Genomic DNA, 12,997 nt, shown 5'->3' on the forward strand with positions numbered 1-12,997 from the left:
GAGCGCGCATGACCACACTCTGGCAGGCCAGTCAGCAGCTTCAGCAGCAAGCGTCCACACCCGGCGTCTTCACGGAGGCGGCGCTGAATGCGGCTCAGGATAGTGACAAAGAGGGGGCGCAGGTCTTTACCCGACGCTATGCCGCGCAAGCCATCCAGCAGGCCAGCGAGGCAGAGGCTCGCTGGCAGGCGCAGCGGGCATTAAGCGCCATCGACGGGCTCCCCGTCAGTATCAAAGATCTGTTCGATGTGAAAGGCGAGCCGACCACCGCCGGCTCGCTTCTGCTGGCGGATGCGCCGGCCGCCGAGGCGAATGCCAGCGTGGTGGAGAGGTTGAACCAGGCGGGCGCCGCTATCGTCGGCAAGACCAATATGACGGAGTTCGCCTTCTCTGGATTAGGGATCAATCCCCATTTCGGCACGCCGGCGAATCCCTGGCGGCGCGCTGAAAAGCGCATTCCCGGCGGATCCTCTTCCGGCGCGGCGGTGGCGGTGGCGGATGGCATGTGTCTGGGCGCCGTCGGCACCGATACCGGCGGCTCCGTACGCATCCCCGCTGCGCTGTGCGGCCTTACCGGTTTTAAACCCACGGCTAATCGCATTGAGCAGGCGGGTACCCTTCCGCTCTCGACGTCGCTCGACAGCATCGGCGTGATTGCCCATGACGTGCGTAGCTGCTGGCTGCTGGACAGCGTCATCGCCGATCGCCCGCTTGAGCTGCAGCCGCAGGATCTGCGTCATGCGCGCTTCGCCGTACCACAAAGCCGGGTGCTGGACGGGCTGGACGCGACAGTTGCCGAGGCGTGGCAGCGCGCGCTGGCAGCGCTACAGCAGGCGGGCGCAACGCTGGTAAATATCGCCCTCAGCGAGCTGGATGAGCTGAACGCCATGAACGCGCGCGGCGGCATCACCGCCTGGGAAGCCTGGCAGTGGCACCAGCGTACCGCCGTTGCTCAGCCCGACGCTTACGATCCTCAGGTGCTGGTGCGCGTGCAGCGCGGCAGCTATCTCACTGACGAAGACGCGGCTGAACTCTACCAGCAGCGTAAAAACTGGCAGGAGCGTATCAATGCGGCGCTGGCCGGTTTTGACGCGCTACTGATGCCCACCGTGCCCTGTATCGCGCCCACTATCGCCTCGCTCGACGATGCGCAGCGCTACATGGAGATCAACGCTCTGATACTGCGTAACCCTAGCATCATCAACATGCTGGATGGCTGCGCCATCTCTCTACCTTGCCAACAACCCGGCAGCGCGCCGGTTGGTCTCAGCCTTGCTTCCGTTCATGGCGACGACGCCCGCTTAATCAGCTGGGCGCTCGCCGTGGAAACCGCCATTAACCGGAGATCCTAATCATGACTCACCCTCACGGCATGCTGTATGTCGCCACCAATATCGGCGCTGAAGACGAAGCGGATTTCAATCAGTGGTACGACCATGAGCACGTAGAAGAGCGGGTGGCTATTGCCGGCTTCCTGAGCGGAACGCGTTATCAGGCGATCAACGCAGAACGAAAATATCTGGGTTTGTATGAAACCGACTCGCTGGAAGCGTTCACCAGCGCGGATTACCACGCCGCTTTTACTCGCCAGACGGCGTGGTCGGTAAAAAATCTGCAAAAGATGGTCAATCCTCAGCGCCGGGTCAGCACGGTCACGCATACGCACGGCAAGGGCACCGGCAGTCAGCTGGCGGTCGTGACGCTGCAAGCGGTAAACGCCGCAGCATTGACCGCCTGGCAGCAGCAGATCGGCCAGAAGGCTGGCTATATCGCCTCCAGCCTGCTCACGCCAGATCCCCGTCTCAGCTCGCCTTTGCCCATGGAAAAAACGGAGGATCGCCCGATGTCGCCGATGCTGCTTATCCACTGCCGCGAGGCGCAGTGCTGTGACGAGCTGGCGGCAGACGCAGCACGCGCGCTTTCGGGCAAGGTTCAGCGCTATGCCCTGAGCTGGCAGTTAACCAAACAGGAGCTGACGCATGGCTAACACCGACTCTTCTTTACAGCATGTGGTACGCGACAAGCGCGCCAAATCGAAAACCGGCCGTCTGGCGGCGGCCAGCTCGATAGGAACGGCGCTGGAGTGGTATGACTTTACCGTTTACAACATCATGGCCGCGCTGGTCTTCAACCACGTGTTTTTCCCCAGCTTCGATCCGCTGGTCGGCACTATTCTGGCGTTCTCGACCTACGCGGTAGGCTATATATCCCGACCGCTGGGCGGCTTTGTGTTCGGCCACCTCGGCGATGTGGCCGGACGCAAGGCGGTGTTGATCATCACGCTGGTGATCATGGGCGTCACCACCGCGCTGATGGGACTGCTGCCTGGCTACGCGCTTTGGGGCATCTGGAGCCCCATCCTGCTGGTCGCGCTGCGTTTCGTGCAGGGCATCGCCCTGGGCGGAGAGTGGGCCGGCGCGGTCTTGCTGTCGATGGAGCACGGGGAGGCGGGCAAGCGCGGGCGCAACGCGTCGTTCGCGCAGGTAGGGCCCTCCTGCGGCACCCTTATCGGCACCGGCTTTATTACGCTGGTGACGGTGATGATGAGCGGCGAGCAGTTCCAGGCATGGGGCTGGCGCATTCCTTTCCTGCTCAGCCTGCTGCTGGTGCTGTTCGGCCTGTGGCTGCGGCGGGGCGTAGAGGAGACGCCCACCTTCGTCGCCATGCAGGCCGAGCACAAAACCACGCATACGCCGCTGAAAGAGGTGTTCCTGAACTATCCCAAAGCGCTGCTGATTGCCGGAGGATCGCGTATCGGCTCGGATGTGCTCTACGCGCTGGTCGTGGTGTTTACGCTGACCTATGTCACCACCGTGCTTCAGCTGCCGCGCCCGTTGGCGCTGGCGGCAACCATGCTAGGCGCGATTGGCAACGCGATCACCGTGCCGATGTTCGGCGCCTTGTCCGATAAGTGGGGACGTCGTCCGGTTTACATTACCGGCGCGCTTCTGGCGATCGTCTGGTCCTTCGTATTCTTTGTACTGCTTGACAGCACGCAGCCGGTGTTGATTGTGCTGGCGGTGATTGGCGGTCTACTGATCCACGCGATGATGTATGGCCCGCAGGCGGCCTTTGTGACCGAGCAGTTTCCCGGCCACGTGCGTTATGCCGGATCGTCGCTCGCCTACACCCTTGCCGGCATTATTGGCGGCGGCTTTGCGCCACTCATTATCACCTCGCTCTATAAAGAGACGGGCAGCACGCTATGGGTATCGCTGTATGTCACTCTGGCGCTGGGCATTACGCTGCTCGCCTTATGGAAAGCCAAAGAAACCGCGCACCATCCGGACTGAAAATCGTTGCCTGCCTGATATGCCGTGCGCATTCAGGCAGGCTGTATCGCGGTCGTCGCAGAGCTGCGTGACGCCAGGCCCGCGATCCTGCAAAAAAACTGTAAAATTATTGCAACTTAAATCAATTCCCGATCAGCCACTTAAAGGCAATTGGGCCGCAAAGCAGCGGAACTGCTGGGTTCACAGCTAAAGCCGTCTTTCGCCATGCCGATAAATCATACAGTTTCCATGAAGGTAGATAGCGGCTATGTTAACAATCAACCATAACAAATTTGCCGCGCTGACGAGTAATTCGATGAATAACAGCTCGTCAGTGCTGGAGCAGGTTATCGAACGGCTCTCATCAGGCTCACGTATCAACAGCGCAAAAGATGATGCGGCGGGGCAGGCGATCGCTAACAGGATGACGGCTAACGTTAAAGCGGATAGCGTCGTTTCACGCGGCCTCAACGATGCCATCAGCCTTGCGCAAACCGCAGAAGGCAGTTTAGGTACCGTCAGCGAGAAGCTTATTCGCGCCAAAAGCCTGGCGATCCAGGCCGCTAACGGCACGCTCTCCGACGCCGATCGCGCCACCGTCAACAACGAGTATCAGCAGATTCTGGCGAGCATTACCGACATTTCCCAGCAGACGGAGATATTTGGTCAATACCCGCTGGCAACAGACGATCCGGAGCTGCCGCCTGCGCTGTTGGGCAACGTACAGCCGATCAAAAATAAGTTCCCGGTCGCGAATCAGAGCTATTCGTTCACCTCCGGCGTGATACCGCTGGCTTATATTCCGGCAGGCGCTACCAACATTACCATCAGTATCGACTCGCTGGGTCAGGATGACGATTTACAGCTGTTTACGCGCGACGGCAAGCATCTGGTTGGCACGCCGATCAACGGCAGCGATCCCGACTTTACCTGGGTAAGCAAAGGGATCACCGATGACGCTACCGCGACGACGTCGCTGCTGACCAGCGCCAACGGTTTTGACAGCGGCGCCGCCTATGACGATTCCCAGCTGCTTCAGGGCGGGGCGAGCTGGTCGCTGAGCGGTAGCGCCTCGATGAGCTACAACGGCATGAACATCAGCTACAGCGGGGATGGGGATCGTTATGAGGATACATCTACCGGGGCCTATAACAACGGCACTATCCAGACCAATCCGCTGGAGCGTATCAGCCTGGATAAGGTGACCGAAGATCTGATTGTGGTCGTGGTGGGCAACGGCTCTTTCACCAGTCAGCTCACCTGGGGAGATCTGCCGGAGCCGGTGACTCAACCCGCGGTGCCGCCCATTAAGAGCCAGCATTTTGACGTCGTGACCAGCGCCGATTTCGGTCAGCAGATGCAGTTCGATACCCTGAAGCCGACGCCCGCTGACCTGAAAACGCTGGGGCTGAAGAATACGACGCTGTTAACCAGCGCCGATATTTCCGTCACCACGAAAGCGCTGGATGCGGCGCTGGAGAAAGTGAGCGCCTACCGTTCCTACTACGGCGCGAAGATTAACCGCTACGAATCGAACAGAACGGTGCTGGCGCAGCAGAGCGTCGATACGCAGTCGGCGCGTAGCCGCATTCAGGATGCGGACTACGCGCAGGAAGCGAGCCGCCTCGCGCAGACGCAGATCCTGCAGCAGGGTCAAAATGCGGTAATGAAAATCGCCAATCAGACGCCGGACATGGTGCTGACGCTGCTGCGCAGCTAAGGTGCCGCTGCTGTTTAGTTCCCGTCACGCCGGTTAACGCGCCCGCTTTTTTCTCCATATCACCAGGGATGGTTTCTTTCTCTTTTTCTCTAGCTGCCACCAGGATAAAGCGCCTGTAGTGAGTGAATTTATATTAGAGTGTGAAGCACTTATCCTGAAGTGTTTCAAGGTGCTGGAAAGAGGGCAAGCCATGCTGTTCGCTATTCGATTTACCGATCATTCAGCTCAGTCAGGCGTCCGAGAGCGCTATTTCGACGCGCATATTGCGTGGCTGAAACTCAGAAGAGACGTCATCAAGATCGCCGGGTCTTTACGTGAAAAGCATAACGATCACCCCATTGGCGCTTTATGGATTGTTGAAGCCGCTACTGAAGAGGATGCCTTTAACCTTTTTGCTGAAGATCCTTTTTGGGTACATGGATTAAGGGCCTCTGTGGAGATCCACGCCTGGAGTCTGGCATTTAGCGACATGCTTTCAGAAGCCTCTTCCCAGCCGCCAGCCGCATGACTGTCCGGGCATCTTTGCCGTTCCCCAGACACGCTCAAGTAGTCAAAGCGCGAAACAGACGCGTCTGAACCTGACTCCTCTTGCGCAGTTGCAAACATGGCAGCGACGATCGGCTGGATGTCCTGCACGCCTGGCTGATTGAAGATTTATCAGACAAGCGCGTGCGCATCCTTACGCAAGAGGTACAGAACGGCAAGCCCGCTAAAGAGCTGGCAAAGGCGAAACCCAATCCCATGATCAATGGTCATCAGGAGTGGCTGGACGGGCTGGTCGCAGCGGCGCACGCGCGGCAGTCGCGCTGACTGACACTTGCTGGATAATGCCGACAGCGCCGTTGCTGATACCCGACTTACGCATCTTCGTTTCGCCATTCCGTCTTTAAGCGGTGAATAAGCCTCAGGAGAATGCGATAAGGTCAGCGCATTAGGCCTTTTACCGAAATAAAAATGAGCACCAGCCCGCCAGCGATATTGACATATTTTTTAAGGCGGGCGGGGTCGGCCTTTCTCGCCGAGAAAATCAGGGCATGGCTAACGGCAAGCAGCCAGACGCTCATCACCACGATATGAACCGTGGCCAGCAGCAGAAAGGATGAAAGGCCGCCATGACGGCCCGCAAACGGCGAAACCACCGTCAGATAGAACATAACGGCTTTGGGGTTGAGGACGTTAGCGAGCCAGGCCTCTTTTACCGTAACGGAAGCGACAGGCTTTTCAGACGCCGTCTGCCTGGCGCGGAGACCGCTGCGAATAAGCTGGATGCCGAGCCAGAGAAGATAGAGCGTACCAGCGATTTGCAGTGCGCCAGAGAGCACTGGCGCCGACGCGATAACAGCGGTGATACCGAGCCCGATAAGCAGCGCATGGGTATAGATGCCTATCGCTGTTCCAGTTAGCGTCCGGTAAAGCCCTTTACGCCCGCCGGCTAACGCGCTGTTCATCACCAGCGTAAAGCTGGCGCCGGGCGAGAGGGCTACAGGCAGCAGTGCGGGCAAGAAACCCAGCAGATCGATATTCATAGATTGAGGATAGCCGTTCCAGCGCCCGACTACTTATCCCGACCGGCCGTCCAGGGATTAAATGCTGGCTCGGCGCTGGCTTCAGCAGCGGGTTCATTCAGCGAGTCGAGATAAAGGGCTTCCACTTCGGCGCGCGCCCAGGGCGTACGACGCAGAAATTTTAAGCTCGATTTAACGCTCGGATCGTTTTTAAAACAGTTGATATTGATCCGCTTACTCAGTTCCAGCCAGCCAAAGCGCGTCACTAACGCATTTACCTGCATTTCAAGCGTGACGCCGTGCAGCGGGTCTTTCGCGCGATGATCGGTCATGAAAAGTCCTCTTTATATGGACCGGAAAGGGTACAAGAAAGGCGAAGCAGCAGCAATCAATCACTATTCAGAGTACACTCACCGCTGTGAATTCACTCAGGACGATACGCTATGAACGATAAAAAGATGATCTCCATCGACCAGTTCGACCCGGATGAGCGGCTGGCGGTCGATGGCGTTTTAAAAGGGTTAATCGAAAAGTATCGCCAGCGCACCGGCAAAGAGCCGGACGTCAAGAAAGAGAAAGAGTTTACCGCCGAAGCCCGGCAGCAGATTATGAGCGTGAAGCTGGCGAAACAAAAAGCCCAGGCCGAAAAAGCCAAAAAGACGCCGACGCGCAGAAAGAAACCCGAAGCGATGAAGGAGAGCGAAGTCTCCGATTTCAGCTGGAAAGCCTCGGTAATTAAAGGCCGACGCTAACGTTAATTAACAGATATCGGCTGGCATCGGCCAGCCGATATAATCCTGCGTCAGGCGCAAAGTTTCACAATGCGACTGCGATCGGCAAGCACTTCCGGCCCCATGGTAAAGGTTTTATAAAAACGCACCTCCGATCCTGCGCCGCGTTTATAGATATCGGCGAACATCGAGTTTTCCCAGGTATAAACCGTCACTCTTTGGTTTTCATGTTCCAGATGGGTAGTATTATCTTTTTGCACAACTTCGGTGGATGACCAGCCTCGATAGATGCACTCACTTAACTGTCCGGCGCTTCGGCCGCTAACCTGCTGAAAGTCGGCGGATTTCATTCTTGCTTCCTGCGGCGTCGCCTGGCAGCCGCTCAGCATAAAAAGGGCGATCAACAGCGGTAACGTAAAATTACGCATCGGAAAGCTCTCCGTCAGATCGAAATAATGCTAAGGCCGGATGAATCTGCCTGCGGGCTAATTTACGCTTAGCGCCGCATAAGGTGAGTATATGAGATGGCGAGTTATTTACCACATGGCGACAATATTATTCAGTGCAGGGTTATTTTTAATTCAACCTGTAACTATGATCGATTTTAAAAAAGCCGCTGTGGCGCTGCGCACATTTTTACGCTGCGCCTTTAGAGTCGCGCTTTCAATCTTTAACGCTATTTAAAAACTGCGTTTCGGTTAATGGCGGCAGCCGGTCTGGCGCTCGGCGGCCTGATCGTGGGCATCGCGATTAAACGCTAAAAAAACGCGCCGGTCTGGTGGCGCGGCGGCTTCTGATCCAAAATCGCCGTCTGCTTTCGAAAGGATCAACAGATGGCACGCACTCATACAATCCTGACCCTGGCCAGACGGGCGCTGATCGGCATCGCTGTTCTGCTGCTGGTTTTCTTTATTGGTCGTATTTATCAGTCGGAGCAGGGACCGTCGCTGCATCGCTGGCACAGCTGGGTGGCCGACGAGATGTCGGCCGATGAGATAGATCGCGCCAGCTTTGCCGATTATCAGCAGCGGGAAGCGCGTATCTTCCAGGAGATGAAAGCCGAGCTGAACGATGCGCTGAGCGATGAGGATAAAAACGCGCTGAACCGCTTTTATCCCGGCAGCGCAGTTTATCCGGCGCGCTTCGATACCGACTGGAATCGTTCGTTTATTCTGATGCCCAAAGGAGAAATTCGGGGCGCGGTGGTGCTGCTGCATGGGCTGACCGACGCGCCCTACAGCGTGCGCTATCTGGCTAAGGATTATCAGCAGCGCGGCTTTGTCGCGGTTGCGCCGCGGCTGCCGGGGCATGGCACGGCGCCGGGCTCGCTCACGGCGGTCGACTGGCAGAGCTGGATGGCGGCCACCCGACTGGCGGTGCGGGAGGCGACCCGGCTGGCGGGCGCGCAGCGGCCGCTGCATCTGGTGGGCTACTCCAACGGCGGCGCGCTGGCGATGAAATATGCGCTGGAGAGCCTGAGCGACAAACAGCTGCGCGCGCCGCAGCAGATCGTTTTGCTGTCGCCGATGATCGGCGTCACCGGCTATGCCCGCTTCGCCGGTATTGCGGGCTGGCCCGCCTTGTTTCCCGCCTTCGCCCGAACCGCCTGGCTCAACGTGGCGCCGGAATATAACCCTTTTAAATACAATTCGTTTCCCGTAAACGCCGCGCGTCAGTCCTGGCTGCTGACGCAGGCGTTGCAGGCGCAGATCGTTCAGGCGGCGCGCAGCGGGCAGATCAGCGCGCTGGCACCCGTGCTGACCTTTCAGTCGGTAATGGACGCCACGGTAAGCACCCGCGCGGTGGTTGATGCGCTCTATCACTATCTGCCGCGCAACGGCAGCAGTCTGGTGATTTTTGATATCAATCAGGCGGCCAATATGAGCGCGCTGTTCCGCGCGCCGCTCCCCTCGGCGGTGAGCCGTCTGCTGCCAGCCGCGCCGCGCGCTTACGCCGCCACCGTGATCACCAACCGCACGCCGGTGACTTATCAAACGGAGGCGCGCACCATTAATGCAGGCGAGGTTGAGGAGCGGGTCAAACCTTTAACCCTTGCGTGGCCGCAGGATATGTTCTCTTTGTCGCATATCGCCGTGCCTTTTCCTTTGAACGACGATCTCTATGGCGAGCAGCCTGACGAGAAAAACCGCTACGGCATTTCGCTGGGCGACATCTCGCTGCGCGGCGAAACCAGCAGTCTGACCGTGGGTCCGGAAACCTTTATGCGCGCTACGTCGAATCCCTTTTTCAGCGAGATGATGGCGCGCATCAATACGCAGATTGCCTGCAGCGGCGCAGAGGATTACCGCGCCTGCATCGGCCGCTAAGTTGCGACGGGAGAGACGCTAAACAAAAAAGCCCGCGCAAGGCGGGCAACAGAGCGTGTCGTTAGTTTCTTGATTTCGTAGGCAACACTTTGCTGTGTGTTACCTGTTAATCATAGCGCAGCGGCAGGGATTTTCTGTGTGAACTACGCAACGTTCTGTCTATATCTCTGACAGGCAGTAGCCGACCGGCTTCAGGGTCAGGCATCCAGTTCATACTGAACCGAGAGCTGGCCTTTTTTCTCTTTGAGCTTAAGGATACGAATGTTGCCGATCTCCAGCGTATTCTGCACGTGGGTACCGCCACAGGCGTAGGGTTTGAGATCGCCCCAGGTCACCATTCGTTTGCCCGCCGTTTCGCTGATAACGCGGCTGTCGCCACGCTGAACCAGCGCCGCCGCATCGGCATTAAGCTCGTCAAGGGTAACGGGCGTTAAGGGCGCGACGGCGTCAAAAACGATGCGTCCTTCGCCCGGCTTATGGTTTCCCTTTACGCCCAGCCAGCCATATTTCTCTCCTGCGAGGCCGATGAGATGGCCGGCGGAATGGTAGCGTGAGTGAAGTGCGCGCAGTCCGGCGTCAACCTTTAGCTGCGCCGGACCCGTCTCCAGCGGGGCATCGGTAAAATGAAGCACCTGGTCGCCATCCTGCACCGCCTGCAGCATGTTTACGCCGTTAATCGTGCCTCTGTCAGAGGGCTGTCCGCCGCCCTGCGGATGGAACAGCGTGGCAGAAAGAATGACGCAGAAACGATCGTCGCTCTGCGGCGTGCAGCTTATTACCTGGCTTTCTGTCTCAAGCGCATCGCTGGTGAAATAGCGTTTTTCAGTCACGGCAACTCCTGTAAAAAAGAAAGACAGGAGGCAGCATACTGAGTCCGTGTGGAATAAAAAAGGGCGAGGAGGTAGGAAGGGAAGGTCATGTGCGAGCATCCCTGCTCGACGAGTAATCCGTTAAATCGCTTCGCGAAGCTCCGGCCAGGCGACGGCGGCGCCGGTATCGCTGAACAGACGGCCCTGGAAGTTGATTACACCTGCCGCTTCCAGCCACATCCACTCTTCCGGACGTTCAATGCCGGCGGCGATAACGGTGATTTCCAGCGCGGAGCAGCACTTGATAATCGCCTGAACCACCGCCTGCCGCGGGCCGCTGCGGTGTACGTCGCGGATAATGCCCGCGCCGATACGAATACGGTCGGGCTGAATGCGGGTCAGCATGGAAAGTCCTGCCGAACCGTCGCCGAAGTTATCGATCGACAAGCTGATGCCCGCTTCTTTGAGCTGCCTCACCGCAGTTGAAAACGCATCGAGCTGAGAAATGACCTCTGTTTCGCTGACGCCGATAATCACCTGCTCCGGCACCAGTCCGGCGCTACGGATCTCATCCACAATAATGCGCACCGCCTCAGGAATGGCGACCAGCGTCATCGGCAGCAGGCTGACGTAGAGCGGCATGCCTTCCGGGCAGGCTCTGCCCGCCTGGTCGAAAGCCTGTCTGGCGGCGTTCAGGCTGGCCTGATATTTCGGCAAACCTTCAAGCGCAACCTCTCCATTCAGCGTAGCGATAGCTTCAATCGCCGTGACCTGACGACCCAGCGGATCGATAACTGGCTTAAAGGTCACGCCGTGATTGGCGGGCCAGGCGTCTGAGGCGCCCGTCTGGTCTGCAATAAAGTCCCAGTATTCAACCGGCGGCACTTCAAAATAGTTCTCTTTTTCGCGCGACTCGACAAAGGTGCGTAAGAACTGTAAGCCGCGATCGTCGTAGGTGAGACGATAGCGCGAGGTGCCCTTATCCAGCACCGCCTGCAGAACAGTGGAACGCTCATGTTCGCGCAGATCGAACAGCTCCATACCGGCGTTGCCAAAACGGCGCGACGGCGAATAGTCGCGCATCAGCTCGACAACGTTATGATGGCGCTTGTCGGCGCAGATGCGGCTATAAATCTCCAGCACGCCCGCCTCCGGCCCTTCCAGGATCTGGAAAAAGTGGGTGCCGTTAAACAGCAGAATGCCGGTCACTTCATGGGACGCATTCAGCTGGCTGGCTTTATCCACCATGCCAGGAAGAGATTTTACAGGCACCTCGTCAGAGAGATGGCTGCGGTAAATTATTGTTGTAAGCATGAATGCTCCGGTTACGTGATTGTCGCGGCCACATTAACAGCAACAGGCAGGTCAACGCCAATTAACGCTGAGTAATTTGTGCGATAACAGGATTAATCCTGCTCGTTTTAGCGAGAGCGGCTGAATAAAAAAGATAACTATGCTGCTTTTTCACCGTCAGCAATAAGAAGATTCAAACTGCCATTTTTGTAAGGTTATGTATTTATTGTGATTAAATATTTTAACCTAAAATTTATTCTGGGCTACCGCTTCGCTTGAAAGAAAGTTGCAGTTTTTACAATTTTTACCCTTGTTTAAAAGCAAGGCTTTTTAAGCCAAACGGCAACTCTTTACAAAAATAAAAATCTGTACAGGTTTGTGGTTACTAAACTGACAAATGAGGTTATGTCTAATTCGCAACAAAAGGAGACTACGTGTTATTTCACAACGACGAGAAAGGTCACGCCATTATTGGCGAAGCTGTCATCAGCCTGGCTCTCGGTGAGAAAGAAATAAGCGTTGAGACACTCATCGCTGAGCTGAGTCGGATGGCTGAAAATGAAACCCACGCCGCAAGGCTAACGGCTATCTCGGAGGCCAGACGCTGGCTGAAGAGCTATCAACATCATGACATCCGGGATCGATCCGAACTGCACTGGCTGACAGTCGCAGGGCGGGAAGATGATGGAAAACACAGCGAGGACGTCATCCGGCTCCGGCCGGAAAACGACGATGAAAGATAACCTCATTATCGGGCGCGTCTGACGCGTTCCGGCCGGAGACCGTTGTCAGGGACGACACCTTCTTTATCTACGCCTGATCGCACCACCTGCAAAGTTGTACAACTTTACCTGAGCCTTTTAAGTCGCTGAAAGCCCGTAAAAACGGGCTTTTCAGGCGATGTAGCACTTTTTGCACAAAAATAAGACCTGTACAACCTCGCAAGGGCTGTACAACTTTGCAGGAGTTGTATAACTTTACTGCAGGTTTTGACGACCACTATTTAATCGCTTGTTAACGCAGAGGGTTTACCATGCGCCAGAACGTCGTAATCGCAGACACAGTTCGCTATATCAGCACCACCGCGCTGCCGTCGCAGCAGGAAACTCTGGGTCAGGTTGTGACAGAGATTCTGCGCGCTGGCCAAAACCTGAATCGCAAGGCGCTGTGTTCGCGTTTGATCCGTCGCCTGGAGCAGGCGACGGGGCCGGAAGAAGAGCAGCAGCTTCATCTGCTCATTGGCATGCTGTTCAGCCGCTAATCGCCCGATGTAGAAACTGGTTCAGGCTGAGCTGCTGGGCTCAGCCTGAGCAACCATTATTTGACGGCGCTGCACCATG

14 protein-coding genes and 1 pseudogene are annotated in these 12,997 nt (G+C 57.0%); 10 read left to right on the plus strand and 5 right to left on the minus strand.

The annotated features are described in order from the left end of the window. Positions 1-8 precede the first annotated feature (8 nt). From JS46_RS04460 to JS46_RS04485, 6 genes and pseudogenes are all read left to right on the plus strand, one after another. Positions 9-1,352 carry an amidase gene (locus JS46_RS04460; RefSeq protein ID WP_033748445.1) on the plus strand — a complete coding sequence of 448 codons (1,344 nt, stop codon included), beginning with the start codon at positions 9-11 and terminating at the stop codon, positions 1,350-1,352. Positions 1,353-1,354: 2 nt separating this feature from the next. After that, positions 1,355-1,987 (plus strand): DUF4286 family protein, encoded by a 633-nt coding sequence (locus JS46_RS04465; RefSeq protein ID WP_033748447.1) that lies wholly within the window; start codon positions 1,355-1,357, stop codon positions 1,985-1,987. Beyond that, positions 1,980-3,293, plus strand: coding sequence for an MFS transporter (locus JS46_RS04470; RefSeq protein ID WP_033748449.1), 1,314 nt, complete (start codon positions 1,980-1,982; stop codon positions 3,291-3,293). The genes JS46_RS04465 and JS46_RS04470 overlap by 8 nt, the downstream gene beginning before the upstream one ends. Positions 3,294-3,540: 247 nt before the next feature. Then, entirely contained in the window at positions 3,541-4,992 is a 1,452-nt protein-coding gene (locus JS46_RS04475; protein ID WP_033748451.1) for a flagellin, read from the plus strand. Positions 4,993-5,110: 118 nt separating this feature from the next. Further along, on the plus strand, positions 5,111-5,500 hold the full coding sequence (locus tag JS46_RS04480; RefSeq protein ID WP_235212963.1) for a YciI family protein: 390 nt from the start codon (positions 5,111-5,113) through the stop codon (positions 5,498-5,500). 101 nt (positions 5,501-5,601) lie between these two features. Beyond that, a pseudogene (locus JS46_RS04485) lies at positions 5,602-5,802 on the plus strand (SRPBCC domain-containing protein); the annotation flags it as partial. A gap of 113 nt (positions 5,803-5,915) precedes the next feature. Here JS46_RS04485 and JS46_RS04490 read toward each other — a convergent pair. Continuing rightward, positions 5,916-6,518 carry a LysE family translocator gene (locus JS46_RS04490; RefSeq protein WP_033748453.1) on the minus strand — a complete coding sequence of 201 codons (603 nt, stop codon included), beginning with the start codon at positions 6,516-6,518 and terminating at the stop codon, positions 5,916-5,918. 29 nt (positions 6,519-6,547) lie between these two features. After that, the gene (locus JS46_RS04495) at positions 6,548-6,829 is read right to left on the minus strand and encodes a VF530 family DNA-binding protein (RefSeq protein ID WP_033748455.1); all 282 of its coding nucleotides are present in this window, start codon (positions 6,827-6,829) and stop codon (positions 6,548-6,550) included. 111 nt (positions 6,830-6,940) lie between these two features. Here JS46_RS04495 and JS46_RS04500 point away from each other — a divergent pair, with 111 nt between their 5' ends. Then, the gene (locus tag JS46_RS04500) at positions 6,941-7,249 is read left to right on the plus strand and encodes a hypothetical protein (protein WP_033748457.1); all 309 of its coding nucleotides are present in this window, start codon (positions 6,941-6,943) and stop codon (positions 7,247-7,249) included. Positions 7,250-7,299: 50 nt separating this feature from the next. On the opposite strand, the gene JS46_RS04505 is transcribed toward JS46_RS04500, so the two are convergent. Next, the gene (locus JS46_RS04505; RefSeq protein WP_033748459.1) at positions 7,300-7,656 is read right to left on the minus strand and encodes a hypothetical protein; all 357 of its coding nucleotides are present in this window, start codon (positions 7,654-7,656) and stop codon (positions 7,300-7,302) included. A gap of 405 nt (positions 7,657-8,061) precedes the next feature. Between JS46_RS04505 and JS46_RS04510 the strand changes: the two genes are divergently transcribed. Then, positions 8,062-9,555, plus strand: a complete 1,494-nt coding sequence (locus tag JS46_RS04510) for a carboxylesterase (RefSeq protein ID WP_033748460.1) — start codon at positions 8,062-8,064, stop codon at positions 9,553-9,555. A 197-nt stretch (positions 9,556-9,752) separates the two neighbouring features. Here JS46_RS04510 and JS46_RS04515 read toward each other — a convergent pair whose 3' ends face one another. Further along, positions 9,753-10,385 carry an alanyl-tRNA editing protein gene (locus JS46_RS04515; RefSeq protein WP_033748462.1) on the minus strand — a complete coding sequence of 211 codons (633 nt, stop codon included), beginning with the start codon at positions 10,383-10,385 and terminating at the stop codon, positions 9,753-9,755. A gap of 120 nt (positions 10,386-10,505) precedes the next feature. Further along, on the minus strand, positions 10,506-11,678 hold the full coding sequence (locus JS46_RS04520) for a diguanylate phosphodiesterase (RefSeq protein WP_033748464.1): 1,173 nt from the start codon (positions 11,676-11,678) through the stop codon (positions 10,506-10,508). A 413-nt stretch (positions 11,679-12,091) separates the two neighbouring features. On the opposite strand from JS46_RS04520, the gene JS46_RS04525 reads away from it, so the two are divergent. Together JS46_RS04525 and ycgZ are read left to right on the plus strand one after the other, a co-directional pair. Beyond that, the gene (locus JS46_RS04525; RefSeq protein ID WP_033748465.1) at positions 12,092-12,400 is read left to right on the plus strand and encodes a hypothetical protein; all 309 of its coding nucleotides are present in this window, start codon (positions 12,092-12,094) and stop codon (positions 12,398-12,400) included. A gap of 290 nt (positions 12,401-12,690) precedes the next feature. Then, the gene (gene ycgZ / locus JS46_RS04530) at positions 12,691-12,918 is read left to right on the plus strand and encodes a regulatory protein YcgZ (RefSeq protein WP_033748467.1); all 228 of its coding nucleotides are present in this window, start codon (positions 12,691-12,693) and stop codon (positions 12,916-12,918) included. Positions 12,919-12,997: the final 79 nt, after the last annotated feature.

The sequence above is a fragment of the Pantoea sp. NGS-ED-1003 genome (genome assembly GCF_000738765.1).
Taxonomy (GTDB): domain Bacteria; phylum Pseudomonadota; class Gammaproteobacteria; order Enterobacterales; family Enterobacteriaceae; genus Pantoea; species Pantoea septica.